The following is a 23824-nucleotide window of genomic DNA, read 5'->3' as shown; positions in this document are numbered from 1 at the left end:
GATCGGTCGTCCCAGTTTCGGAGGCGGTGACACGAGTGTTAGCGAGATCATTTGTAGCCGCCAACCGTTGGTCACTGTATGAACATGCTCGTCGACGGCGAGTGGCGCACCGACGCCCACGAGTCGACTGACGACGACGGCTCGTTCGAGCGGCAGACGACCCCCTTCCGGGACGAGATCCGGGACGATCCCGACGCTCGGTTCCAGCCGGAGGCGGGACGATACCACCTCTACGTCTCGTACGCGTGCCCCTGGGCCCACCGGACGCTCGTGACGCGGGCGCTGCTGGGACTCGAGGACGCGATCTCCGTCTCGATCGTCGATCCCTACCGCGGCGAGGACGGCTGGCAGTTCACGCCGGAGAAAGACGGCTGTACGCGCGATCACGTCCGCGACGCCGATTTCCTGCGGGAGCTGTACGTGGCGGCGGATCCCGACGCCACCTGCCGCGTGACGGTACCCGTCCTCTGGGACAAACACGAGGAGACCATCGTGAACAACGAGTCCGCGGAGATCATGCGGATGCTCGACACCGAATTCGGGAGCGTCGCCTCGCGGGACGTGGACCTCTACCCCGAGGGGTATCAGGAGGACGTCGACCGGATCATCGACGAAATTTACGAGCCGATCAACAACGGCGTCTACCGCGCCGGCTTCGCCACGAAGCAGGGGCCCTACGACGAAGCCGTCGACGACCTCTTTTCGGCGCTCGACCGCTGGGACGAGGTGCTGGCCGACCAGCGCTACCTCGCCGACGACCGGCTGACCGAAGCGGATATCGCGATGTTCACGACGCTCGTTCGATTCGACAACGTCTATCACACCCACTTCATGTGTAACGTCCAGTACGTCCGCGAGTACGACAACCTCTGGCCGTACCTACGGGATCTGTATCAGACGGGCGTCGCCGACCGCCGGGAGGGGACGCCGGACGAGCGAACGGGGACCGAAAGGACCCGTGAAACCGGCGTCGCCCGGACGGTGAACATGGATCACATCAAGGAACACTACTACACGACCCACCCCGACGTGAACCCACACCGGATCGTCGCCCGCGGGCCCGAGCTGGACTTCGAGGCCGCCCACGACCGCGACGAACTCCCCGGCGGCCCGCCGTCGGACCTCGTTCGGGCGACCAGTGCCGACGACTAGCCGAGCAAAGGGGCCTTACGATTCCGCCGTCGTCTGGTCCGCCTCGGTTCCACCGGCAGCGTCGACGCCTTCGGCGTCGGGCTCTCCGGCGTCTGCCGCTGCAGCTTCGGCAGCCTCGGTCTCGGCTGATTCGAGACGATCAGATCGACTCCGACCGGATTCGCGACGCCAGTCCTCGAAGCTGTGTTCGATTTCTTCGTCCGCGACGAACACCTTCCAAAGAACCCACGCGACGGCGATGACGGGAAGCAACGGGAGCAAGACGACCGCGAGTATCGCGGCCATGATATAACCGAACAGGGACATCTGCGTGTTCGGCCCGTAGCCCGTCGACTCGGACACCTTGACTGACATGTGTGTGGGTACGAACGTGTCGGTATTCCGTCTTTCGATCCCGCTGGTGGTCGCAGAACCGAGGACACCCCTCTCTCGGTTCCGTTCGATCAATACCGTCCTACCGCGGAGAAGAGACGACGAGACCTCACAGATCGTAGTGTTCCTCGATTGTGAACGTATCGTTCGGTTCCGAGACACCGAATTCGGACTGCTGGTCGATCGCGGTCGACGGATCGCTGGTCAAGCCGTCTCGAGGCCGTCCCGACCGTCCGACTCGTCGCGCAGGACGGCTTCGGCGTCGTCTTGTGGTCGATACCCGAGGTCGCGCATGGTTTCGGCGAGCGAGAGGAACCGTTCGGCGTTGTCCGAGATGCCGTGTGCGACCAGGGGCGATCCCTCGAGCGTCGCCGTCGCGGCCGCGTTGAGCAGCCGTCGGCAGTCGCCGGGACTGAGCCACATCGCGCGGGCGTAGCGCTCGCCGGCACCGTCGCGGTTCCGACATTCCCGACGGAGTTCCTCGCGGGTGAGCAGCCAGCCGATCCGCAGGTTCACGACCTCGAACCCGTGTCGCTTCGCGTAGTACGACCCCATCGCCTCGCCGAAGACCTTCGTGACGCCGTAGTAGGTGTCGGGGTCCGTCGGATCCTCGGGACGAACGATCTCGGGGCTGCCGACCGTCGACTCCGGCCGAATCCCCGAGACGGTGTTTTTCATGTTGACCGCGTGGTTCGAACTCGCGAAGATCACGCGCTCGAGGTCGTTCTCCGCCGCGGCCTCGAGGGCGTTGTAGACGCCGTCGACGTTCGGCCCTCGCACCTCGTTCCACTCCGCTCGCGGCGAGGGATTGGCCGCGAGGTGGATGAGGACGTCCTGGCCCTCGAGGGCGTCCGCGAACGCCTCGCGGTCGGTGATCTCGAGAAGCTCCGTCTCGAGATCCGGGGTCGCGTGGTGGGAAAAGAGCGTGAGTTCGTGGTCGTCGGGAAACGCGTCGATGGCCTCCCGACCGACGTTGCCCGCCGCGCCGGTGATCGCGATCCGTGTCATACCGATTCGACGGCAGCTGGGCAGAAATAGGTCGGGGCAGCGTCTCCCTGCCTCGTCGCGAGTCGGTCAGTGCCGGCGCAGCCGCACCCTACGGTTCGACGACGATCTTGCCGACGCTCTCGCGTTCTTGCATCGCCGCGAAGGCTTCGTCGGTGTCTGCGAGCGCGTACGTCCGGTCGATTTCGGGTGCTAACTCGCCGTCGGCGGTGAGTTCGACGAGCCGCCGGAGGTCGTCCTGGGTACCCATCGTGGAGCCGACGACGCGCTTGTGGCCCAGGAAGAGGTTCGTGACGTCGATCGTCGACTCGTTGCCGGCCGTGCGGCCACAGATCGCCATCGTGCCACCACGGCGCAGTACCGACTGGCCGAGTCGGGTGAACTCGCCGCCGAGATGGTTGATCACCGCGTCCGGCATGCCGATCGCCTCGACGGCGTCTCGGATCTCGTCGATTCCCGCCGATTCGATGCCGTGATCGAGGCCGAGGTCGCGGACGCGCTCGAGTTTCGTCGCCGAAGAAGACGTGCCGATGGTCTCGGCACCGAAGACGGATGCGAGTTGGACCGTCGCGACGCCGACGCCGCCGGTCGCGCCGGGGACGAAGACCAGATCGCCGGGCCCGACCTCGGCCCGCCGGAGCATGTGGAACGCGGTCATGTACGCCGTCGGGATCGCGGCGGCGGTCGTCGCGTCGATGTCGTCGGGCAGCGGAACGAGCCGGTCGCCCCGCACGCAGGCGGTCTCCGCGAGGCCGCCGTGAAACAGTGCGAATCGCTTACACATGTTCTCCGGCCCCTCCCGACAGAACCGACAGGAGCCACAGGTCTCGTTCGGACAGAGGACGACCCTGTCGCCGGGCGCGATGCCCCGAACGTCCGCACCGACCTCGCTCACGACGCCGGCCACGTCCAGCCCCGTGACGAAGGGCAAGTCGTCGGCGTCGACCATCGCCGAGTCCCCCTCGAGGATCCAGAGGTCGTGGCGGTTGATCGCACAGGCCGTCACGTCGACCAGCGCCTCGCCGGGGCCGGGCTCGGGGTCGGGCCGGTCGATCGTACTCACTCCCTCGGGGCCGATCAGGTCGGTGAAGGCTGCGGCTCGCATTGGTGTTGCGTCGGCCTCGAGGGCAAAGACCCTAGGGTAGCCGGTAGTGGGACGCTTCGACGTTCCGGTCCGCGTGCATCGGTACCGGTCGGGGTGCGGGACTTGCGACCGTCCGGCCCAGTCCTTTTTCGCGGCGAGCACGACGTTTACCCGTGACGGAGTCCACCACGTGGGACGTCGAACTTCGCGTGCCCGACGACGCCGAGCTGGCCCTCGCCGGCGAGTCCCGGACGATCGAAGTCCGCGCCGACCAGTCGATCCTCTCGGCGGCCCGCGCGGCGGATATCTGGCTCTCGGCGGACTGCCAGCAGGGGTGGTGTATCACCTGCGGCGCGACACTCCTCTCCGGTGAGGTCGATCACAGTCGGGCCAAGCGGTACTACCCGGAAGACGAGGCGGCGAACTTCGTCCTCACCTGCGTCGCGCGTCCCCGCGCCGATTGCGTCATCGAAGTCGAACGGTACGGCGAACTGCTCCAGCATCGCGCCGACCACGACAGGCCGCCGGGGCGGTCGAAACTCGGCTAGGGACGGAGCGCTTCGCGGTGACGGTCCCGGCAACTGCCGTCCGAACGTTTTCCGGTCCCGTGACCGACCGAGTCGATATGTCGGCGACCCAGTTCACGGGCATCCTGCTCTACGACGGCGACTGTCCGTTCTGCTCGGCCGCCTCGACCGCGATGCGCCGGCTCGAGTCCGTCGGCGTCGTTCCGTGGGACGATCCGGCCGCACAGGCGTTCCTCGAGGCTCAGTTCGGCGAGACACCGTTCGCGCTCTTTTTCGTCGACATCGACGCCGAGACGGTCTGGGCGGGTCGGGCCGCGGCGACCGAGCTCTGTGAGCGTGCCGGGATGCCGGTTCTCGTCCAGGACATCGTCGACGAGACCTACGAGCGGTTCGCGGACGCGGTGTGGTCCGTCTCGGAAACTGACCGCGAGATCGATCCCTATCACGACGCGTATCCGCTGGCCGACGACGCCGCGGCGCTGTTCGACGAACTGGCGGCCAACGGGAATCGGACGCACGTCCCGAACGCCTGACCGAGGCACCCGAACGGGGGTCAGTCGAGGCTCTCGAGTGGGCCGCGCCCGCGATCACTGCACGTCGATCGAGCCACGCATCGACTCGGGATGGACCTGACAGTAGTATTCGGCCATCTCGGCCGACGCCGTGAACGTGACCGACTGCGTCGTGCCTTCCTCGCTCATGAAATCCGAGGCGAGCAGCTCCTCGCCGCTCTCGTCTTCGATGGCGACGTTGTGCTGCAGGCCGTCGCCGTTCTCCCAGACGAGGACGTACTCGGCTCCCTCCTCGAGCGTCAGGGTCGGATTTTCCGTCCCCGAGATTTCGTCGGGAGCAACCCCTTGCCATCCCGACGTTTCGCCGACGAGTCGGATGTCGGCTTCCGCGTCGGCCTCGCCGTTCTCCTCGGTCTCCCCGCCGTCAGCTCCGGGGAACTCCCAGTCCGCAAACGGCCCCTCGACGATCTCGTCTTGTTCCCACATCGCGTGGATGAACGGTTGCGTGTCGCCGTTTGGAAGCTCGAACGCGGTCGGGACCGGATCGTACACCGGGCCGTCGGGCGTCGGCCTGATCGGCAGGACCACACCGTGGGTGTGGTGGATCTGCCCCGCGATGGTGTTCCCCGGCTCGAGTGGCAGTTCCTCGTCAAGGACCATCCGGTAGCGTTCGTCGCGCACCGTCTGGGTCGTCATGAAGTGGACGACGCGGAACCCCTCCTCGGTCGCCAACTCGCCGTTGACGTGGAGGTTTCCGACGCCCCAGGAGGCAGCGTAGGTGTACACGTTCGGAAACAGCGGCGAGCCAGTCCCCGTGATACCGTGGAGCGTGCGGTCCATCACCACGCCGCCGCCGGTCTCGTACCCGGGGATCGGCGGTTGGATGACGTGGTCGTGTTCGATTTCGTACTCGTTGCCCGCCGGGTCGGTGAACTGTGCGTCGAGGTCGATCGTATCCGACGTCTCTCCGGGCGCTCCCGGAAGGTCATACGGTTGTCGGTCCTCGTAGGTGATCTCGAAGGAGCCGCTCGTCACGTCGGCCTCGTCGCTGTACAGCGTGGGCTCGGTCAGTCGTTGCTGGGCGATCGAATCCTCGTCCGCGTCCTCGATCGGTTCGCGAGCCTCGTCCGGTGCAGCGACGAGGAACGGAAGGTCTTCCAGCAGCTGCGAAACGGCCTCCCCGAGGGGCGAGGGGAGCTGCTCGGCCTGCTCGATCCGTTCCGCGAGCAGGTCGGTCCCGTTTCGCGGGTTTTCTTCGGTCCCGAACACCATCGGGCTCAATCGACGCTCGCCGGGAAGCACCCAGTAAAACGCGTTCTCCGGTGCTTGCCGCACGGTTGCCGTCACTGCGGGCTCGTCACCGTCGTCGCCCTCGGATCCGTCGCCGTTTCCACGATGGTCTTCGGTCGCGCCGACGCCGTATGCGCTCGCGACGCCGCCGATCGATACAGCCGCCCCCAATTCGAGGAACCGCCGTCGTGATGACGCCATACGCGACGGACACCGAGAATGCGGATAAAGACCGTCCCGGTGGTGTATGCCGGCCGAATAGCCATCGGTCACGAAAGTGAGATCGTCCCAAAATGAACGTCGAGCGACACGTCACGGACCGCGAGTGAGTGACGAACGAAGCCCAATCCGACGAGCTGGTATCGAGCCGAATCGTTAGTCCGGGTTTGGGTCGGGCAGGGCCCGACGTCCCCGCGGGGGAACGAGGTAGTTCGCCCGGCTCCGGACGGTGAGATACTGGAGGATTCCGTTGTTCGTCCGCGAGCTGACCGATCCCTCCGTCAGGTCGGTGCCAGTCATCTTCCGTCGCGTCGTGACGAAGTCTGCGATCGAGCGCTGCAGGGAGAGGAAGTGGACGGCCGCCTGGTCGTCGTCGGTCGAGTCGAAATCCCGCCGCAGGATGATCGGTTCGCCGTCCTCGCGGGCGCGAGCGGCCTTTTGCGCGTGACCGACCGTTCCCTCGTTTCGCGCGTCGTCGGCTGCGCTCCCGCCGACCTCGGCGACCCGGCTCGAGTCGCCGAGATTGTCGCCGACACCCTCGACGAGGCCGTCCTCGGCGTGGGTCGGCGAGAACATCTTGGCGACGCGCTGGTCGCGGCTGTCCTGTTCGTACCACTGGTGGAGGTGCAACTGGATCTTCGAGAGGTGGATCGTCGTCCCGCCCGCGAAGGGGCCGTCCCGGATCGTTACCCGATCTTCGCTCGCCTGCGTCTTCCTGAATCCGGATTTGAACCCCATGAACATCGGGGCGTCCTCCGGGACGGGCTCGCTGTCCGGAATGCCGCTGACGCCCGACTGGCGCTCCGCCGGGAGGCCGGGGCCGATGAACCCCGTTCGTCGCTCTGCGACGTCGAAGACGCCGTCGAACGTGTCCTCGACCGTGATGCCATTGAGCTCGTCGAGTTCGCCTTTCAGGGCCTCTTCGACGCTCAGCGTGACGTGGCCGTGGTCGCTGGCGAGGTGGAGCAAGGCGTCGTACTCGTCGAGCTGGGGGTCCTCGATCGGGGCGAGCGCCTCGGGGGCGGGGAGGTCGACGCTCTCCGGAAGCTCCTCGTCGAACCGGTCGAAGTACGTCGGCCCGTAGCCGATGGTAAACGCCAACCCGTCGTTTCCACGCTCGTACGCGCGTTCGAGGGTTCGGAACGCGGCCTCGAGTCGCTCGCGTTCGCTCTCGGCGGCTGCCGGGCCGTCCCCGACGTACTCGAGACCGAGCAGGAGGTGGTGCTCGGGCGGTTCGACGTTGCCGTGGTCGTCAGTCGCGAGGAAGTCGTTCCAGGCGTGTTGGCGGTCGGGAAGCTCCTCGAGAGCGCGCGTTGCCTGTGGGACGTCCTCGGTCTCTTCGCGCTGGAGGCAGGCAGCGAGTGCGCTCGCACCACCGATGGCGACGGCGCTGCGGACGAACGCACGACGCGACAGCCCGCGGTCCGAACCGTTCATACACGTCCTTCAGGGGGTGACGAGTAAGGATATTGCGGTTACATCGATCGGGAACGGTAGCAGTTGCAAGCAAAGATTGATGCCTCGAGTTATGGGAGTGAAGCGGTGAATGTCCGACGAGAAACCACACGCGGCAGGCGACGTCGATGCAGGGGACACGAGCGAGCGCGTCGGCATGGCCGTCCTTCGCGAACGAGGACTCGAACCCGAGGAACTGCGCGAGAAACTGATCGACGCGATCGGTGCCGAATTCACGACGTACTACTACTATACGAACCTCCGAATGCACCTCGCCGGACACGAGGATTACAAGGAAATCGCCGAGGACGCCCGCCTCGAGGACCGGGCGCACTTCGAACTGGTCGCGCCCCGAGTGTACGAACTCGGCGGTGCCCTCCCCAACGACATTCGGGACTTCGCCGATCGGGCGTCCTGTCCCGACGCCGCGGTACCGGTCCCGATGGCCGGCGACGGGAGCTTCGACACCGATTCGCTCAGCGCCGAGAACATCCTCGAGGTACTGCTCGAGGCCGAACGCTGCGCCATTCGGACGTGGTCGGAGATCTGTGACATGACCCACGGCGTCGACCCGCGAACCTACGACATGGCCCAGCGAATCCTGCAAGAGGAGATCGAACACGAGGCGTGGTTCGTCGAACTCCTCTCGATGGAGCGGGACGGCGAAATCAACCCGGCCGGCCACTTCGTCCGGGGCGAGCCCGGCGATGCACCGCTCTCGACGAACCGGCGGTTCAACGACAGCGCGTGAGCACCCCGGCGGTCCGAATCGATCGAGAATCGGGGCCGAGCCCCGGCGAATCGTCCCTCGGTTCGCGGTCGACGACCGGCACAGCCATCCGTCTTCGAGTGGTACTCGCTCACATGAAACAGGTCGAGGTGTTCGTCGAAATCGACGCTCCGCCAGCGGTCGTCTGGGAGGCCCTCCTCTCGTTCGACACCTACCCCGAGTGGGATCCCATCGAGGGAACCATCACGGGGGTCGAGATCGATGCGACGACCCCTCGGCGCGGGGCGGATTCGGCCGACTTCGGCCGGTTGCTCGACGGCCCGATAGCGATCACTGTCGAACCCACTCGACGACTCGCCTGGCTCGACCGACTCGCGGTCCCGTTCGCGTTCGATCGGTACCACGAGTTCCACCTCGACCCGATCGACGGTGAGCGCGCCGCGTCGGACGCGCGCTCCGACGACGGTCGGCGCACCCGATTGCTCCAGCGGGAGACGGTTCGGGGCGCGTTCGTGCCGTTCGCGTTCGACGAGGCTCGCGTCGAGCGTGCGTTCGTCCGGATGAACGAGGCGATCGCCGCCCGGGCCGAACGCCTGGCGAGCGCGCCAGCGTAACCGTCGCCGATCTCGGCGATTCGGCCCCGTTAGACCAGATCGCACACGGCCGCGAGCGACTCGAGTTCGTGGGCCGGCTCCCGCGAGAGTTCGTAGCCAGTGCGATGCTCGCGCCGGATGAACGCGGCGTCGATGCCGGCCGCATCGGCCGCGGCCACGTCGACCCTGCTGTCGCCCACGTACAGCGGGTTCTCGGCCCCCAGATCCGTACACGCCCGTTCGAGGTAGTACGGCGTCGGCTTCTTGCGCTCGATTCCCTCGAGCGTCGGCTCGCGGCCATACCAGACGTCGAACCCCGCGAGGTCGCAGTGCTCGAGGATGTTGCCGATCGTCTCGTGTTGATTGTTGCTGACGATCCCCGTCGGGACCGACAGCGACTCGAGGGTCGTAACGTCGTCGTAGTGGCGTTTCTCGCCGCGCCGGAGCTCCGCGAGCTGGGCCGCGATCGCGGCCTCCTCGCGGGCCGTCCAGAGTTCGTCGGGCTCGACGCCGTGGTCGGCCGCGAGCCGACGGAGGGAGGGCAGGTCCGGGCTGAGGAGCGTGTCGACGTGATCAGCAGCCGGATCGGTGACGCCGACGGTTTCGAAAGCATCGTGCATCGCGTCGATCAGCACGTCTCGTTCCGTCGGCGTCGTCAGGACGCCGTCGTTGTCGAAGATGACCGCATCGTACGCCGTCTGCGTTGTCATGTCCCGCTATACGGCGTGGTAGGGTTTCGGTGTTGTCCCCGTTCACAAGCGCCGTCGTCGCGTCGAAACGGAGAGCCACGACAGCCACAGTAGATTGTCGGCCGTCGGTCGTCCCCCAGGGAGATTCCATCGCGAGAGTAACGAGAAAATACTTATACACCGACTGACAATCCGGGGTCGACTCCAGTGGTCCCGCTATGACTGCCGCCCGATCCGAACGGACGACGACTGGTAGTGACGGAACGACGCTCGCAGCGTTTCGGGCCCTCGTCCGCTCGCGTCTCGGGATCGATCCACGGGCGTTAGCCGCGTTCCGGATCGGACTGGGGCTCGTCGTCCTCCTCGATCTGTTCCTCCTCCGGGCACCGGGGCTGGCCACGTTTTACACGGACGACGGCGTCCTCCCGCGGTCGGCCCTCGCGGAAATCTCGCCCACGCTCGAGACGTGGTCGCTTCACGCCCTCTCGGGATCGATCTGGCTGCAAGCGATCCTCCTTGCGACCACTGCCGTCGTCGCCGCCTGCCTGCTCGTCGGCTACCGACATCGGCTCGCGGCGATCCTCACGGCAGTGTTGCTCGCGTCGCTGTACGCGCGCAACCCGTATCTGGTCAACGGCGGCGATACGATCCTGCTTTCGCTGCTCGTCCTCGCGGCCGCCCTCCCGCTTTCCGGCCGGTGGACAGTTCGCGTCCGTCGGCCCGAAGCCCCCTCGGCCGCGCCGGACCCCCGCAGTCCGCCACGCGTGGTTTCGGCCGGGACCGCGGTACTCCTCCTCCATATCGTCGTCATCTACGCGATCAACGCGATTCTCAAGTTCCGGAGCGACGCCTGGATGGCCGGGGTGGCGGTCCAGCGGATCTTCCAGCTTCAGGAGTTCGTCGCCTATCTCGGCCCGACGGTCGCGACGTCTCCCCTCGCCCTGTTCGCGATCAACTGGCTCTGGATCGCCGTCCTATCGGCGTCGGTACTGCTCGTGGCCGCCACCGGCTGGCTCCGAATCGCGACCGTGCTGGCGTTCCTCGGCGCGCACCTCAGCATGGCGGCGACGATGCAACTCGGTGCCTTCCCGTTCGTCATGTGTTCCGTTTTGCTGGTGTTTCTCCCGCCAGCGATCTGGGAGCACGCCGACAGCCTCGTTTCGGGAACCGGCCTCGAGCGACGTCTCCGGTCCGTCGCGACGGTGTCGTCTCCGATTGGGATTTCGCCTCGGATTCGGCGCGGGGGACGACTCGCTGTAGCCGTCCTGCTCGTGGGCGGCTTCCTCGTCGTCGTGAGCTGGCAAGTAGTCGCAGCAGGAATCGTCGATACCGACGCGGGTGAAGAGGGCAGGCTGGCAAGCGCGAGTTGGGCGTTTTTCGCACCCGACCCGCCGTCGTCCTACGGCTGGTACGTCGTGGAAGCTGACCGCGAGTCCGGCCCGTCGACCGATCTGGTCACCGGTCGAGCAGTCACGTTCGACCGTCCGCCGGACGCCCTCGATCGGTATCCGTCGACCCTCTGGAAGCGGTACGGGACGAAGGGGGAGGGAGCGGGCCAACCCGTCCTCGAGTCGACGGCGGCGTACTTCTGTGACCGGGCTCCCGACGACGTCAAATCGGTGACCATCTATCGCGTCGAACAGCCGGTCAACGGGGACGGCCCGGTCGGTGAGCCGAGCCCAGAAAAGCGGATCGCCAGAACGTGTTGACCGCCGGCCGATACTGAACGGATGTTCCGAGCGTCCGAGCCAGTCCGGAGGTTCAAGTACGGAGAGCCGACCAGACCCCTCGTGACCCGCGATACGGTATCTCACTCGCGTCTCGAGCGGCCCGAGCCATGCGGTTTCGATCGGGTGGACCATGGGCCATAGGGCGCTCGTGGCGTACCGGCGACCAGATCGGCTCTACGACCTGCGATACAGCCACTGGGGCGGCGAGACGTTCGCGTTCGCCGACGAGATTACCGCCACGACGCCGCTGGCCGACGGCGCGATCGAGGGGACGCTGATCGCCGACTCGATCAGCCGGGCCCGCATCCTGACGGCGTATCTCGACCCCTGCGTTTACGAGGCGCTGTACCTCGTCACTCCGTCACGGGACTACGACGTCGACGCCTACCGCGTCTGCTGGCTCGAGTGGGGTGACGGCCGCGACGGTGGTCGCGGCGCGATCGTCGCCCTCGACTCCGAGGCAGAAGGGACGGTCAGGCGCTGGTTTCGCGCGACCAAGACCGCGCTGGGGGACATCATCGAGATGGGAGCGCTCTCGCGGCGGGCCGCACAGGCGTATCTCGAGGCACGCATCTGCGAGGAGCGCGACGGCATCCCCTATACCTACGGTGAGTCGCTCGATGACGGGGAATCGACGTACACGCCCACGGTGGATCGGTGGCTCGAGGCGGAGCACTGGGATCGGGAGGGTCGGACGGAACGGAGCGGCGAGTCCGACGAGTGAGGGCTGGGTCGAGTACCGGGTTCACTCGCCGTTCGTCCACCGAGCGTCCGCGAGCGTCCGCTGGACGACCTCGTTGCCGACCGCCTCGGCCAGGGTCTCGAACCCGTCCCGCTCGGTCCGGTCGCTGGCGTTGGCGACGAGCCGAGAGACGATGAACTCCGGCGTCGAGCGGCCGACGGTATCGAACCGGGGCTGGTAGTCGACGAGCAACTCGAGGTCGGGATTCAGCCCCTCGGCGAAGATGCCGTCGACCCGCGCCTCCGGCGGGAGCGGCTCCAGGTCGTCCGCGAGGTGGGTAACGAACACGCCGAGTGCCTCCCGATCGACCGAGAGCGTGACGAGGCCGTGTAACAGGTCCGCCGCGCTGCCCGGTTCCGTGATCGCCTCGAACTCGTCGACCAGCATCAGCGTCCGTCCGCCGGTCGAAAGCGGCGGGACGATCGAGCGCAGGGTAGACTCGAGGACGCCGGCGTTGAAGCTCGCGTGTCGCCGGTGGAAGACCAGCGAATCGACGGGCGTGACTTCAGCCCGATCTGCGGGGACCGGCAGCCCCATCGTCGCCAGCAACACGACCTGACACAGCGTCTCGAGCAGCGTCGTCTTCCCGCCGCTGTTCGCGCCCGTCAGGACGGCAACGCGCTCCTCGCCGGGGACCGAGTCGACGCCGTCGGGGACGTCGGTCACGCCGTGGTCGCCGAGTGCGTAGGTGACGGGCTGGACCGACTCGTCGTCGTGCGCGGCGAGCGCGAGGTTCCGTGCGTCGACGACGGAGACGGCCGCCGCGTCCCCGTCGACGAACACGGGACGGGTACAGTCGTACTCGAGCGCGAAGCGAGCCAGCGAGAGGTGCAGGGCGATGTCGTCGACGGTTTCGACGGCGCGATCGATCGCGTCGCGGGCCGTCTCGAGCGTTTCCTCGAGGTCGGTCGCGACGGCCTGTTCGCGCTCATCGACCGCGCTGGTCAGGTCGCTGCGGAGCGTCCGCAGGGCCCCGCCGACGAAGTCGGTCGCGTCCGTCGCGTCGGTGGGCATCGCGTCTCGAACTCGATCGATCGTCACGTCCGTCTCGGTCAACAGGTGATCCTCGAAGGACTGCCGGAACTCCTCGGCATCGTGGACGCCCGCCGAGCGCAGGTCCTCGATCACCGCGAGCGCGTTGGCGTCCATGTCCTCGACGGCACCCAGCGCGTCTCTGAGGCGATCGAGTTCGTCGTCCGCACCCGCTCGGACCCTGCCGCCGTCCAGCGCCGCCAGCGCGTCGGCGGCGTCCGCGAGCCGCTCGCGCTCGAGGTCCGCGATCGCGGCGAAGGGGCCGGAGTCGACACCGGCCTGGAGCAACGCCATCGCGGCCTCGACGGCGGCGTGCTCGCTCCCCTCGCGCTCGTCGTAGCGCTCGTAGGCCTCGAGGACGGCGGCGCGGTCGGCCTCGGTGAGGCCGACCCAGGCGTCGCGGGCCGCGAGCACGTCGTCGAGCCGGTCTTCCATCGCCGCCCGGCTATCGAGCGGCGTAAGCACTCGAATCCGGTCGGCAGCGCGTTGCGTGACGGCGTGCTCGACCGCCAGATCCAGCAACTCCTTGTAGGCCGACCGTGCGTCGCTGGTCGACAGCAGATCCATACCCGCGCCGCCGGTCGCCCGGCGCAGAATACGGGTCGCTCGACCCCGAGCGAGCCCGGCGTCGGCGAGCGCCCGGACGTCGCCGCTTTCGATCGCCCGAATCGCTCGTTCCCGCCCTAACTCGTCGACCAGCGTCTCCCGCGTCTTCGGGCCGACTCCCCAGTACTCCTCGAGTCGCATACGCGATAGGTTCGCAGCAACTGTCTTGAACACTGTGTCATTGGATCGACCGGTCGGATGGAATTCCTGGCGTGGTCGGCCTCGAACACGACGACCGGCCACGGGAAGGCGACTCGTTTCTCATTCCCGACAAGACGGGCCGAACGGTACCCCGCTCCGAGAGGGGGTGACGACGTCGCAGATATGCACGAACGTGGATACTAACGAGAGTCGAGAACGGAATTCGACGCACAAACACGGGGATTTTTATCGGCTCGGTGCCCTACTGACTTCCATGACTGATGGGCGGGGCGAGACTCCCCGGCGAACAGGAATGACCGAAAAGTGCGGCGTCGTCGGCGTCTCACTGGCCGGTCGAGACGCGGCACGTCCGTTGTACTACGCGCTTTATGCACTCCAGCACCGCGGTCAGGAGTCAGCGGGGATCGTCACGCACGATGGGTTCCAACAGCACAGCCACGTCGAAATGGGTCTCGTGGGGGACGTCTTCGAGGAGGACGACCTCGACGTGCTCAACGGTTCGGCAGGGGTGGGCCACGTCCGCTATCCGACGGCCGGCTCGGTCGACTCCTCCTGTGCACAGCCCTTTTCCGTCTCGTTTAAGAGCGGATCGCTCGGGCTCTCACACAACGGCAACCTCGTCAACGCCGACGAGATCCGCGACGAACTCGCCGCCGCGGGCCACGCCTTTACCAGCGACGGCGACACCGAGGTCATCGCCCACGACCTCGCGCGCAACCTCCTCGAGGAGGATCTGGTCCGGGCCGTCAAGCACACGATGCAACGCATCCACGGCTCCTACTCGCTGACGATCAGCCACGACGACACGATCCTCGGCGTGCGCGATCCACAGGGCAATCGTCCGCTCTGTATCGGGGAACTCGAGGACGGCTACATTCTCGCCTCCGAATCGGCGGCGATCGACACGCTCGACGGCGAACTCGTCCGGGACGTTCGGCCCGGCGAGTTGGTCGTCCTCAAAGACGACGGCAAGGGGTTCGACTCCTATCAGCTCGTCGAGGAGGAGCACACCGCCCACTGCTTTTTCGAACACATCTACTTCGCGCGCCCGGACAGCGTCATCGACGAGACGCTGGTCTACGAGGCACGTCGAAACCTCGGCCGGAAACTCTGGGCGGAAAGCGGCGTCGAGACCGACGTCGTGATGCCGGTTCCCGACTCCGGCCGCGCCTTCGCCTCGGGCTACGCCGACGCGGCGGGGGAGACGACCGCCGAAGGCGAGCCTCGAGATGCGGACGACGACGGCGTCGAATTCGCCGAGGGATTGATGAAGAACCGGTACGTCGGCCGGACGTTCATCATGCCGACCCAGGACGAACGCGAGCGCGCGGTCCGGCTGAAACTCAACCCGATCAAATCCACGATCGAGGGCAAGACCGTCACGGTCATCGACGACAGCATCGTCCGCGGAACGACTTCGACCCAACTGGTTCAGTTGCTCAAGGATTGTGGGGCCGAGGAAGTCCACGTCCGCATCGGCGCACCGGCGATCGTCGCCCCCTGTTACATGGGGATCGACATGGCGACCCGCGAGGAGTTGATCGCCTCGAACAAATCGACCGCGGAGATCCGCGACGAGATCGCCGCCGACAGCCTCGCCTACCTCTCGACCGACGCCGTCGCCGAGGTCCTCGGCAAAGAACGTATCGACCTCTGTCTGGGCTGCGTGACGGGAGAGTACCCCTACGACATCGACGGCGAGGAGACCGACCGCGACGTGCGCCGTCCCGACCTCGGCGATCGACGGCTCCCTGCGGACGACTGAACGTCCCGAAGCGAACAGCGAGCCGCGAACGATTACCGGAGACAGGCCGCCACGACCTCGAGCATGCCCTCCCCGCGGACCTCCTCGGCGAACAGCGGGACCCGCCGTACGTCAGTCCCACGGAAGAGGTCCTGTGCTTCGGCTAACGCGGATTGTTGGACGTCCCAACGACGTTGACAGAACTCACAGTCATCGAGGTTGGGCTGGAGGAACTCGCCATCGACGTCGTCGGTGACGTTCGACAGCGGCTCCATCACCCGGTTGACGACGACGGTGCCGACCGGAATCTCGAACTCCCTGAGCTGTTGGCGCAGCCGTTTGGATTCGAAGACGCTCATCTCCTCGGGCACCATGACGATCCGGAAATCAGTCCGCGCGGGGTCGCGCAGTGCGGCTCGCAGTCGCTCGATACGCTCGCGGAGTTCCTCCAGATCCTCGAGATCGCTCCCGTCGTCGAGGCCCTCGCTCCCCCCGAACATCCCCTTGACGCCGTCGATCATCCCGCTGATGCGCTGGCGGAACGTCATCAAGCGCCCCATCATCGTGTCCATGATCTCGGGCAACTGGAGGAGCCGAAGGGTGTGGCCCGTGGGGGCCGTGTCGACGATCACGCGCTCGAAACGTTCGTCGTCCATGTACTCGAGGAGCAGTTGCATCGCGGCGGCCTCGTCGGCACCGGGCATCGCACCGCCGAAGAGCGCATCCATCGGCGAGTCGCCGCCGAGCATGTCGCCCAGACCGCCGAGGGGGCCGCCCTCGCCGCCCTCGGCACCCGGGAACGGGGAGCCGCCCGCGCTCTCGTCCCCAGCGAAGGGGGACCCCTCCGCATCGCCCGCAGCCGCGTCCCCGAAGGGGGTCGCTCCGTCCTCGAGTGCGGCGTCGGGATCGATCTCGGCCGCGTAGAGGGGGACATCGTCGCGGATCCGCGCCGGCTCGGCCGGAATGTCGGTTTCGAAGGTATCGGAAAGCGAGTGGGCCGGGTCGGTCGAGACGACCAGCGTCCGGGTGCCACCGCGGGCGCTGTCGAGCGCGGTCGCGGCCGCCATCGTCGTCTTTCCGACGCCGCCTTTCCCGCCGTAGAGGACGTACTCGGGGCCGTCGATCGGCTCGCCGGACGGTTCGACGTCGATGGTTTCGCGCGCCGATGGCTCCTCGTCGACCGAGTCGGTCGGCGTCACCTCGATAGTGTTCGCGCCGTCGTCGCTGTCCCTCGCTGTCGTCTCCTCGTCTTCGTCGGCCGGTTCGACGTCGGTGCCGCTCATACGCCGGGTACCCCGCGCCGACACGAGTATTCGTTGGTTTCCCGGCGGCGATCTTTCGGTCGTACTCGTCGCAACGTTCGGCTGTGTGACGGCAGTATTGCCCGAAGCCGCGACCGTCAGACCGGAATTGGCACCCACTCGAGCAGTCGCAGGAGGAGGGTCGGCTCGAACAGCGGTTCGTGCAGGACGAGCCAATCGAGCAAGACGAGCCCGCCGCCGTGGGCGACGACCGACGGGAGGATGGAGTCGGATTTGTAGTCGACGGCACCGAAGAGGACGTCCGTCGGGCCAGAGAGGACGAACTCGATCGGCGGCTTCGAGGTGTGGTGGAGCATGTAGACGACCGGACTGATGAACACCGCACCGATGCCGATCTCCTTGACGCCGACACAGAGCAGCCCGCGGTAGTAGGTTTCGGCGGCCAGGGCGAGCACCACGAGTTTGAGCGCGTGTGGGACGAACGCCGCCGGCGCGGCCGAGGTTTCCCAGATCGGGTAGAACGCCCGGATCGTGGGCAGCGTCGAGCCGACGAAATAGAAGGGGAGCACGAACGCCGCGAGGAGGATCGTGTTCCGAACTGCGGTCCGATCGACCCGCCAGCCGATGCGGTTCCCATGCGAGAGCCCCAGCGCGAGCGGCCCCCCGATCAGTACGATACTGTCGAGGACGATCCGCTGGTCGAGATCGATGGGGACGAGCCGCATCCACAGCACCGTCAACACCGCACCGGCCAGCAGCGACTTCTGGACCCAGGAGAGTCGCAACCGGGTTCGCAGCCGATCGTCGGTGTGTCGGTCCGGCTCGGAGGCCACGGTGTTACTCGTCGGCGGTCGGAATCGGTCCCGTCCCGATCACGTCCCGGACGTGTCCCTCGAACTCCTGGTGGCGCTGGAAGTACGTCTCGTCGACGTCCTCGAGCACGGCCGAGAGTTCGCGGGGGCCGTCGGGCGTTCGAAGGACCGTGTTCCCCTCGAGCCGGTCGACCTCGCTCTTCTCTTTTGGCCAGGTCAGCCGCGAACTCACGCGGGCGAGGGGTGCGCCCTCGACCGGCGTCTGCTCTCCGAGCGTGACTGCCGGCGGTGCGTCTTCGTCGTCGTCGCTCATAGCGCCTCGTTTGCGAGGACGGCGATTCAACCTTTCGCTTCCGTCACCGGCTCGAACGGAGAACCCCTCCGACAATCGAGATGTGTCTGACGTAGCGTTTTGTGGTGGGACGCCGAAAGCCTTCGCATGACAAGCCTGACGGAGGTTTACGACGGGACCGCGCCGGGGGTGACGAGTCGCCGCCTGTACACGGGAACGGCGCTCGTGCTTCTCGGCGCGGCCCTCGCCGTCGTGGCCGTACTCGTGGCGACGACCGACCTCTTCGGCGAGTTCGCGGTCGAGCTCTCGGGAGAGCTGGCCCCCAGGTTCGCGACTGTCCGCGTCGCGGGGATTCTGGCTGGGTTCAGTGTGCCGACCATCCTCGTGGGCGTCTTCGTCGTGTTGCCGGCCAGCCGGCGGGTCCAGGCGACGGCCGCCATCAGCGCGAGTCTCTGCCTGCTCGGGGTCGTCCTCTTCTGGCACGCCTATCCCCAACACTGGCGATACGGCGGCGAACAGCTCACGCTCGAGGTCTCCGCCATCTACCTGCTCGGGCTCCTCTCGGCGATCTGGTGTCTGTTCAGCGCCGTCGCTACCTTCAAGCGACGCAACGATCCCGGCGGGAACCTCCAGATGAACGTCACTCGCCACAACAAAACCGTCCTCTCGGTCGACGACTCGAGCGACGCGGGCGGACTGGGCGGCATCGGCTTCTTCGGCGGCACGCCCGACGGCGACGTCGAGACACAGACCAACGCCGACGATGGGACCGGCGGAACCGGGAACGCGACGCTCACCTACGACGAGGATTCGGTCGACGCCCGCTCGTCGGGGCGATCGACGGGAGCGACGGGCACGGCCGGAACCCGAAAGACCCCCGGCCGAGCGGGCGGCACCGCCACCAGCGACGGGGGGTCGGCTGCTTCGGACATCTCCTCGCCCCTCGAGACGGGCGACGGCCGCGACGCGGAGATCGTCGAATCGTCGACCGAAACCCCCAGCGAACCCGCCGACCGCTACTGCGGGAACTGCAAACACTTCGAGTACGTTCGTTCCTCGGAGGGAATGGTGCCCTACTGTGGGCGTCACGAGACCGCAATGGACGACATGGACGCCTGCGAGGAGTGGACGCCGAACCGGCGGTGACGGGGCAGCCACGAGAGCGGTCAGGACGCCGGTCGATCGGTTTCGAGCCAGCGGCTCTAAATCCCGAGTAACTGCCGACCCATTTCGAGGCCCCACTGAGGAATCCGAAAGACGACCAGCGCGACGAGTAGTAGTTCCGCGACGGTGACGATCAGCATCATCAGGTCGGCGCGCTTGCTGCTGACCGCGACCCCGATCGGCAGGCCGAACTCCTTCTTCCAGACCGGATAGAACAGCGCGATGCCGCGCTTGCTCCCCGCAACGTCGAGGACGTAGTGGGTCACGACCCCGATCCAGACGTACTCGAGATTGCCGAATACGTGGGGAAAGGCGAGAAAGCCGGCCAGAATCGGGAGGTTGTGCAGCGTCTTCCGGTGTTTGCCGAAGGCAGTGTCCACGTCCGGAAAGAGCGCCCCGAGTGCGACCGGGACGCCGATCATCACGATCGTTCTGAACGTCTCCAGATCCCCCGTCGGCTCGAGAAGATACCCCAGGCCGATGCTCAACAGGACGGCATTCAGGACGTGCCCCTTCTTGTTCATCTAGCCGCATCTGGGAAGTCGACGGGGGAATAGTTTTCTCTCGAGACTGTCACTCGCCCCTGTCGGTTCCGGCAGTGGATGGCCGTACACGGACCGCTTCCGTCCGGGGATGCGTACGGACTCCTGTCAGTCAGTGCCGGCCCAGCCGCGACCCGCCTGTGGGTGCGCCGGGACCCAGTGACACCGGATCGTCTCACAGCGGCCGCTCTCAACGCGCCTCGAGTTCCGCGAGCAGGTCCGCAAGCGCCCGGTCGACGGTTTTGGCACGGACCGCCGCACGGTCGCCGTCGAACACGTATCGGGAGACGGTCGTATACGATTCCTCGCTCCCCCACGGTGCCCCATAGGAAATCCCGATGTAGACGGTGCCGACTGGGGTCTCCTCGCTCCCGCCCGTCGGCCCGGCGATCCCCGTCGTCGAGACCCCCCAGGTCACGTCCGTGACGTCTCTGATCCCCTGTGCCATCTCTCGAGCGACGGGTTCGGAGACCGCCCCGTGCTCGTCGAGCGACTCGCGATTGACGCCGAGGTGACGGCGCTTGGCGTCGTACGCGTAGGTCGCCAACCCCGAATCGAAGTAGTCGCTCGCGCCCGGAACGGCAGTGATTGCCGCGCCGATCAGCCCGCCGGTACAGGATTCGGCGACGGCCAACGTCTCCCCGGTGTCGCGCAGCGCGTCGGCGACGTCCATCGGCAGGTCGCGGTCGATATCGTCGTTCATACTCGAGTCGATAGGGAGGCACCGTTGTGAAAGCGAGGGTTGCCGACTTCGGGTCGCCACTCGGACCGGCGATCCAAAACACCGATCCCGCCCGTTCGACGCGGAAAGGAAAAGACAAACGGTACCGGTCTTCCCAGTAGCTCCCATGAATTACGAGACGCCGCTGTTCTTCCACGTGATGGAGTACGCGGACGCGGCGGACCGCGACGTCATCGACATGGTCAGCGGGAACCCCGACTGGCAGCCGCCCGACGCGCTCCGCGAGGGGCTCCGGGAGTACGCCGACCTCGAGCCCGACCGGTTCCAGTACCCGCCCAGCGAGGGCTTGCTCGAGTTGCGCGAGGAGATCGCAACGCGGCGGGGCGTCGATGCCGATCGGATCGTCGTGACCAACGGGGCCGGCGAGGCGAATTACCTCGCGATGGCGCGGGCGTTAGAGCGCGACAGCGGCGACGAGATCCTGCTGACGGATCCCGTCTATCCCTACTATCCGGGGAAGACGACGATGCTCGGCGGGACCCAGTCGTACGTCGCGACGGACGAGACGGGACAGCTCGATCCGGACGATGTCCGCGCGGCCGCCAGTGCGGAGACGGCTGCCATCGTGGTGAATACGCCGAACAATCCGACGGGTGCGGTCTACCCCGCCGAAACCATGCGGGAACTCGTCGCTATCGCCGAGGAAGTCGATGCCGTGTTGATCAGCGACGAGGTGTACGACCACTACGATCTCTCCGGGGAGTTCGCGAGCGCGCTCGAGACCGATTCCGACCACCGGATCGTCACCAACGCGGTCTCGAAGTCGATGGCGGTCACCGGCGTTCGGGTTGGATACGCCATCTTCCCACCCGGACTCGCCGCGAACGCCAAGAGCCGCCACATGCTGGTCAACGTCGCCACGACCCGGCCCGGTCAGTACGCGGTGTTGAAAGCGCTCCGGGAGACGGGACCCGACTACTACGAGCGCAACCGCGAACGGCTTCGCGATCGCGTCGAAACCTTCACCGACGCCCTCGACGCGGCCGGAGCGGAGTACACGTCCCCGAGCGGGTCGTTCTACGTCATGGCTCGGTTCGACGGCTATCCGGGCACGCTCGAGAACGTCGAGCGCCTGATCGACGAGGCCGGCGTTGCCGGAATGCCAGGCGAGGCCTTCGGCGACTCTCGAAGCGAGTGGCTACGGTTCGCGCTCGTGACGCCGCGTGTCGGAGAAGCGGCCGAGCGGTTGGCACGGTATTTCGACTGATATCGTAGCGACTGTACGTCACTGCCCATCTACTCGCACGACGGTGTCGCGGGCGACGTTCCCGGTCGAACGTCCGAACCGGTTCGGCCGGGCCGCCGTTGCACGAAGGGTTGACCGAGAAAGGGTGACTTATACCCTTTCGAATCAAGATAGAGCCATGAGCAGCGACGACGAGTTCGACTACGGGAAAGACGAGCAGTTGCGGAGCCGCGAAGTGACGGAGGGGCCGGACAAGGCACCACACCGCGCGATGTTCCGTGCAATGGGGTTCGACGACGAGGACTTCGGATCGCCGATGATCGGCGTGCCCAATCCCGCGGCCGACATCACGCCGTGTAACGTCCACCTCGACGACGTCGCCGAATCGGCCCTCGAGGGGATCGACGAGAGCGGTGGGATGCCCATCGAGTTCGGGACGATCACGATTTCCGACGCGATTTCGATGGGAACCGAGGGGATGAAGGCCTCGTTGATCTCCCGGGAACTCATCGCCGACTCCGTCGAACTCGTCTCCTTCGGCGAGCGCATGGACGGGCTGGTCACCATCGGCGGCTGTGACAAGAACATGCCCGGGATGATGATGGCCTCGATCCGGACTGACCTCCCCTCGGTCTTCCTCTATGGCGGTTCGATCATGCCCGGCGAGCACGAGGGTCGGGAAGTCACCGTCCAGAACCTCTTCGAGGGCGTCGGTGCCGTCGCGGACGGCGAGATGTCCGGCGAAGAACTCGACGAGATGGAGCGCAACGCCTGTCCCGGCGCGGGCTCCTGTGGCGGCATGTTCACCGCCAACACGATGGCATCGATCTCGGAAGCGCTCGGCTTCGCGCCGCTGGGCAGCGCCAGCCCGCCCGCCGAGGACGAATCGCGATACGACGTCGCCCGCGAAGCCGGCGAACTCGCCGTCGAGGCCGTCGAAGCACAGCGCAAGCCGTCGGATTTCCTCAGCAAGGAGTCGTTCGAGAACGCCATCGCCCTGCAGGTCGCCGTCGGCGGCTCGACCAACGCCGTGCTCCACCTGCTTGCGATGGCCGCCGAGGCCGGCGTCGACCTCTCCATCGAGGAGTTCGACGAGGTCAGTCGGCGGACCCCGAAGATCGCCGACCTCCAGCCCGGCGGTACGCGCGTGATGAACGACCTCCACGAGGTCGGCGGCGTTCCGGTCGTTCTGAACGCCCTCCACGAGGCCGATCTGCTCCACGGCGACGCGCTGACGGTCACGGGGAACACGATCGGCGAGGAACTCGAGCGAATCGATCCGCCAACGATCGAGGAATTAGACGTCGACTTCCTCTACACCGTCGACGAGCCCAAAAACGAGCAGGGTGCGATCCGGATCCTGACGGGCAACCTCGCGCCGGGCGGCTCGGTCCTCAAGGTCACCGGCGACGACGACCTCCACCACGAAGGACCCGTCCGCGTCTTCGAGAACGAGGAAAACGCGATGGCGTACGTCCAGGAAGGCCACGTCGAGAGCGGCGACGTGATCGTCATCCGCAACGAGGGGCCACAGGGTGGGCCCGGCATGCGCGAGATGCTGGGCGTCACGAGCGCGGTCGCCGGCCAGGGCCACGCCGAAGACGTCGCGCTCATCACCGACGGCCGCTTCTCCGGCGCGACGCGTGGGTTCTCGATCGGCCACGTCGCCCCCGAGGCGTTCGCCGGCGGCCCCATCGGCCTCATCGAGGACGGCGACGTGATCACCATCGACATCGAAGAGCGAACCCTCGAGGTCGACGTCGACGAGGCCGAACTCGAGGCCCGCCGCGAGGAGTGGGACCAGCCCGAGCCCAACTACGAGAACGGCGTCCTCGCGAAGTTCGGCCGTGACTTCGGCTCGGCGGCCAACGGTGCCGTGACCAACCCCGGCGTCAAAAAGGAGTAAGCCGGCGGGCTCGGACGGAACCGGCACGCTCGGACCAGTGTCCCCGCAAAGTGGCCCCTTCGCTTTCCTGCACGACTCTTTCCCGGCCTTGTGACTCACTCTCAGGTAGACCGACGTATGTGCAAATACTGTCTCGAGTGTGACTGGCGGATCACGACGGCCGACGGCTACACCGAAAAGGAAGTTTCGGAGAAAGCGATCGAACACTTCGTCGAGACGGGGCATACGGTCGATTCACTTCGGTTGCCGCCGCCGGTCGTCCTCGAAAACTGAC

The 23824-nt window shown here is 66.6% G+C and carries 24 protein-coding genes; 12 read left to right on the top strand and 12 right to left on the bottom strand.

The window, feature by feature from the left end; genetic code table 11:
- Positions 1-78 precede the first annotated feature (78 nt).
- Complete coding sequence (locus CP557_RS05370) at positions 79-1152, top strand: glutathione S-transferase family protein (RefSeq protein WP_097378962.1); 1074 nt, start codon at positions 79-81, stop codon at positions 1150-1152.
- 15 nt (positions 1153-1167) lie between these two features.
- Here the strand turns inward: CP557_RS05370 and CP557_RS05365 are convergent, their stop codons facing one another.
- The 3 genes from CP557_RS05365 to CP557_RS05355 all read right to left on the bottom strand — a co-directional run bounded on the left by CP557_RS05365 (position 1168) and on the right by CP557_RS05355 (position 3634).
- Complete coding sequence (locus tag CP557_RS05365; RefSeq protein WP_097378961.1) at positions 1168-1506, bottom strand: DUF7535 family protein; 339 nt, start codon at positions 1504-1506, stop codon at positions 1168-1170.
- Positions 1507-1728: 222 nt separating this feature from the next.
- Positions 1729-2532, bottom strand: a complete 804-nt coding sequence (locus CP557_RS05360; RefSeq protein WP_097378960.1) for an NAD-dependent epimerase/dehydratase family protein — start codon at positions 2530-2532, stop codon at positions 1729-1731.
- A gap of 88 nt (positions 2533-2620) precedes the next feature.
- Positions 2621-3634 (bottom strand): alcohol dehydrogenase catalytic domain-containing protein, encoded by a 1014-nt coding sequence (locus CP557_RS05355; RefSeq protein WP_097378959.1) that lies wholly within the window; start codon positions 3632-3634, stop codon positions 2621-2623.
- 152 nt (positions 3635-3786) lie between these two features.
- Here CP557_RS05355 and CP557_RS05350 point away from each other — a divergent pair, with 152 nt between their 5' ends.
- Positions 3787-4161: a 2Fe-2S iron-sulfur cluster-binding protein gene (locus CP557_RS05350; protein WP_097378958.1), complete on the top strand. Its 375-nt coding sequence runs from the start codon at positions 3787-3789 to the stop codon at positions 4159-4161.
- 77 nt (positions 4162-4238) lie between these two features.
- On the top strand, positions 4239-4673 hold the full coding sequence (locus tag CP557_RS05345; RefSeq protein ID WP_097381538.1) for a thiol-disulfide oxidoreductase DCC family protein: 435 nt from the start codon (positions 4239-4241) through the stop codon (positions 4671-4673).
- Positions 4674-4727: 54 nt separating this feature from the next.
- On the opposite strand, the gene CP557_RS05340 is transcribed toward CP557_RS05345, so the two are convergent.
- Together CP557_RS05340 and CP557_RS05335 are read right to left on the bottom strand one after the other, a co-directional pair.
- The gene (locus tag CP557_RS05340; protein ID WP_097378957.1) at positions 4728-6143 is read right to left on the bottom strand and encodes a cupredoxin domain-containing protein; all 1416 of its coding nucleotides are present in this window, start codon (positions 6141-6143) and stop codon (positions 4728-4730) included.
- Positions 6144-6317: 174 nt separating this feature from the next.
- A complete protein-coding gene (locus tag CP557_RS05335; RefSeq protein WP_097378956.1) occupies positions 6318-7598 on the bottom strand; it encodes a DUF7405 family protein in 1281 nt (426 codons plus the stop codon).
- Between the two features lie 109 nt (positions 7599-7707).
- Here CP557_RS05335 and dps point away from each other — a divergent pair, with 109 nt between their 5' ends.
- A complete protein-coding gene (gene dps, locus CP557_RS05330; RefSeq protein WP_097378955.1) occupies positions 7708-8367 on the top strand; it encodes a DNA protection during starvation protein in 660 nt (219 codons plus the stop codon).
- 113 nt (positions 8368-8480) lie between these two features.
- A complete protein-coding gene (locus tag CP557_RS05325; RefSeq protein ID WP_097381537.1) occupies positions 8481-8960 on the top strand; it encodes an SRPBCC domain-containing protein in 480 nt (159 codons plus the stop codon).
- A 29-nt stretch (positions 8961-8989) separates the two neighbouring features.
- Here CP557_RS05325 and CP557_RS05320 read toward each other — a convergent pair whose 3' ends face one another.
- Complete coding sequence (locus CP557_RS05320) at positions 8990-9649, bottom strand: HAD family hydrolase (protein WP_097378954.1); 660 nt, start codon at positions 9647-9649, stop codon at positions 8990-8992.
- Positions 9650-9846: 197 nt separating this feature from the next.
- On the opposite strand from CP557_RS05320, the gene CP557_RS05315 reads away from it, so the two are divergent.
- The gene (locus tag CP557_RS05315) at positions 9847-11337 is read left to right on the top strand and encodes an HTTM domain-containing protein (RefSeq protein WP_097378953.1); all 1491 of its coding nucleotides are present in this window, start codon (positions 9847-9849) and stop codon (positions 11335-11337) included.
- 151 nt (positions 11338-11488) lie between these two features.
- Positions 11489-12082, top strand: a complete 594-nt coding sequence (locus CP557_RS05310) for a DUF6735 family protein (protein ID WP_097378952.1) — start codon at positions 11489-11491, stop codon at positions 12080-12082.
- 21 nt (positions 12083-12103) lie between these two features.
- On the opposite strand, the gene CP557_RS05305 is transcribed toward CP557_RS05310, so the two are convergent.
- Positions 12104-13879, bottom strand: coding sequence for a MutS-related protein (locus CP557_RS05305; RefSeq protein ID WP_097378951.1), 1776 nt, complete (start codon positions 13877-13879; stop codon positions 12104-12106).
- 313 nt (positions 13880-14192) lie between these two features.
- Between CP557_RS05305 and purF the strand changes: the two genes are divergently transcribed.
- Positions 14193-15665, top strand: coding sequence for an amidophosphoribosyltransferase (purF, locus tag CP557_RS05300; protein WP_097378950.1), 1473 nt, complete (start codon positions 14193-14195; stop codon positions 15663-15665).
- A 32-nt stretch (positions 15666-15697) separates the two neighbouring features.
- Here the strand turns inward: purF and CP557_RS05295 are convergent, their stop codons facing one another.
- The 3 genes from CP557_RS05295 to CP557_RS05285 all read right to left on the bottom strand — a co-directional run bounded on the left by CP557_RS05295 (position 15698) and on the right by CP557_RS05285 (position 18031).
- The gene (locus CP557_RS05295; RefSeq protein ID WP_097378949.1) at positions 15698-16927 is read right to left on the bottom strand and encodes an ArsA family ATPase; all 1230 of its coding nucleotides are present in this window, start codon (positions 16925-16927) and stop codon (positions 15698-15700) included.
- A gap of 116 nt (positions 16928-17043) precedes the next feature.
- Positions 17044-17739: a CPBP family glutamic-type intramembrane protease gene (locus CP557_RS05290; RefSeq protein ID WP_097378948.1), complete on the bottom strand. Its 696-nt coding sequence runs from the start codon at positions 17737-17739 to the stop codon at positions 17044-17046.
- 4 nt (positions 17740-17743) lie between these two features.
- On the bottom strand, positions 17744-18031 hold the full coding sequence (locus tag CP557_RS05285) for a DUF5789 family protein (protein ID WP_097378947.1): 288 nt from the start codon (positions 18029-18031) through the stop codon (positions 17744-17746).
- A gap of 126 nt (positions 18032-18157) precedes the next feature.
- Between CP557_RS05285 and CP557_RS05280 the strand changes: the two genes are divergently transcribed.
- Positions 18158-19156, top strand: a complete 999-nt coding sequence (locus tag CP557_RS05280) for a DUF7139 domain-containing protein (RefSeq protein WP_097378946.1) — start codon at positions 18158-18160, stop codon at positions 19154-19156.
- A gap of 56 nt (positions 19157-19212) precedes the next feature.
- Here the strand turns inward: CP557_RS05280 and CP557_RS05275 are convergent, their stop codons facing one another.
- Together CP557_RS05275 and CP557_RS05270 are read right to left on the bottom strand one after the other, a co-directional pair.
- Positions 19213-19698, bottom strand: coding sequence for a metal-dependent hydrolase (locus tag CP557_RS05275; RefSeq protein WP_097378945.1), 486 nt, complete (start codon positions 19696-19698; stop codon positions 19213-19215).
- 208 nt (positions 19699-19906) lie between these two features.
- Positions 19907-20419, bottom strand: coding sequence for a CinA family protein (locus CP557_RS05270; protein WP_097378944.1), 513 nt, complete (start codon positions 20417-20419; stop codon positions 19907-19909).
- Positions 20420-20564: 145 nt separating this feature from the next.
- On the opposite strand from CP557_RS05270, the gene CP557_RS05265 reads away from it, so the two are divergent.
- The 3 genes from CP557_RS05265 to CP557_RS22445 all read left to right on the top strand — a co-directional run bounded on the left by CP557_RS05265 (position 20565) and on the right by CP557_RS22445 (position 23823).
- Complete coding sequence (locus CP557_RS05265) at positions 20565-21665, top strand: pyridoxal phosphate-dependent aminotransferase (protein WP_097378943.1); 1101 nt, start codon at positions 20565-20567, stop codon at positions 21663-21665.
- A 157-nt stretch (positions 21666-21822) separates the two neighbouring features.
- Positions 21823-23550 carry a dihydroxy-acid dehydratase gene (ilvD, locus tag CP557_RS05260; RefSeq protein WP_097378942.1) on the top strand — a complete coding sequence of 576 codons (1728 nt, stop codon included), beginning with the start codon at positions 21823-21825 and terminating at the stop codon, positions 23548-23550.
- 117 nt (positions 23551-23667) lie between these two features.
- Positions 23668-23823 (top strand): hypothetical protein, encoded by a 156-nt coding sequence (locus CP557_RS22445; RefSeq protein ID WP_169924342.1) that lies wholly within the window; start codon positions 23668-23670, stop codon positions 23821-23823.
- The last annotated feature ends 1 nt before the right edge of the window (position 23824 follow it).

This window comes from Natrinema ejinorense (genome assembly GCF_002494345.1).
GTDB classification, from domain to species: Archaea; Halobacteriota; Halobacteria; order Halobacteriales; family Natrialbaceae; genus Natrinema; species Natrinema longum.
Note: the sequence above shows the minus strand (reverse complement) of the source record. Positions and strands in the feature narration are given on the sequence as shown.

Bases quoted from the DNA above. Each gene is read 5' to 3' on its own strand.
- CP557_RS05370 (WP_097378962.1), top strand. From the start codon at position 79: ATGAACATGCTCGTCGACGGCGAGTGGCGCACCGACGCCCACGAGTCG.
- CP557_RS05365 (WP_097378961.1), bottom strand. From the start codon at position 1,506: ATGTCAGTCAAGGTGTCCGAGTCGACGGGCTACGGGCCGAACACGCAG.
- CP557_RS05360 (WP_097378960.1), bottom strand. From the start codon at position 2,532: ATGACACGGATCGCGATCACCGGCGCGGCGGGCAACGTCGGTCGGGAG.
- CP557_RS05355 (WP_097378959.1), bottom strand. From the start codon at position 3,634: ATGCGAGCCGCAGCCTTCACCGACCTGATCGGCCCCGAGGGAGTGAGT.
- CP557_RS05345 (WP_097381538.1), top strand. From the start codon at position 4,239: ATGTCGGCGACCCAGTTCACGGGCATCCTGCTCTACGACGGCGACTGT.
- CP557_RS05340 (WP_097378957.1), bottom strand. From the start codon at position 6,143: ATGGCGTCATCACGACGGCGGTTCCTCGAATTGGGGGCGGCTGTATCG.
- CP557_RS05335 (WP_097378956.1), bottom strand. From the start codon at position 7,598: ATGAACGGTTCGGACCGCGGGCTGTCGCGTCGTGCGTTCGTCCGCAGC.
- dps (WP_097378955.1), top strand. From the start codon at position 7,708: ATGTCCGACGAGAAACCACACGCGGCAGGCGACGTCGATGCAGGGGAC.
- CP557_RS05325 (WP_097381537.1), top strand. From the start codon at position 8,481: ATGAAACAGGTCGAGGTGTTCGTCGAAATCGACGCTCCGCCAGCGGTC.
- CP557_RS05320 (WP_097378954.1), bottom strand. From the start codon at position 9,649: ATGACAACGCAGACGGCGTACGATGCGGTCATCTTCGACAACGACGGC.
- CP557_RS05315 (WP_097378953.1), top strand. From the start codon at position 9,847: ATGACTGCCGCCCGATCCGAACGGACGACGACTGGTAGTGACGGAACG.
- CP557_RS05310 (WP_097378952.1), top strand. From the start codon at position 11,489: ATGGGCCATAGGGCGCTCGTGGCGTACCGGCGACCAGATCGGCTCTAC.
- CP557_RS05305 (WP_097378951.1), bottom strand. From the start codon at position 13,879: ATGCGACTCGAGGAGTACTGGGGAGTCGGCCCGAAGACGCGGGAGACG.
- purF (WP_097378950.1), top strand. From the start codon at position 14,193: ATGACCGAAAAGTGCGGCGTCGTCGGCGTCTCACTGGCCGGTCGAGAC.
- CP557_RS05295 (WP_097378949.1), bottom strand. From the start codon at position 16,927: ATGAGCGGCACCGACGTCGAACCGGCCGACGAAGACGAGGAGACGACA.
- CP557_RS05285 (WP_097378947.1), bottom strand. From the start codon at position 18,031: ATGAGCGACGACGACGAAGACGCACCGCCGGCAGTCACGCTCGGAGAG.
- CP557_RS05280 (WP_097378946.1), top strand. From the start codon at position 18,158: ATGACAAGCCTGACGGAGGTTTACGACGGGACCGCGCCGGGGGTGACG.
- CP557_RS05275 (WP_097378945.1), bottom strand. From the start codon at position 19,698: ATGAACAAGAAGGGGCACGTCCTGAATGCCGTCCTGTTGAGCATCGGC.
- CP557_RS05270 (WP_097378944.1), bottom strand. From the start codon at position 20,419: ATGAACGACGATATCGACCGCGACCTGCCGATGGACGTCGCCGACGCG.
- CP557_RS05265 (WP_097378943.1), top strand. From the start codon at position 20,565: ATGAATTACGAGACGCCGCTGTTCTTCCACGTGATGGAGTACGCGGAC.
- ilvD (WP_097378942.1), top strand. From the start codon at position 21,823: ATGAGCAGCGACGACGAGTTCGACTACGGGAAAGACGAGCAGTTGCGG.
- CP557_RS22445 (WP_169924342.1), top strand. From the start codon at position 23,668: ATGTGCAAATACTGTCTCGAGTGTGACTGGCGGATCACGACGGCCGAC.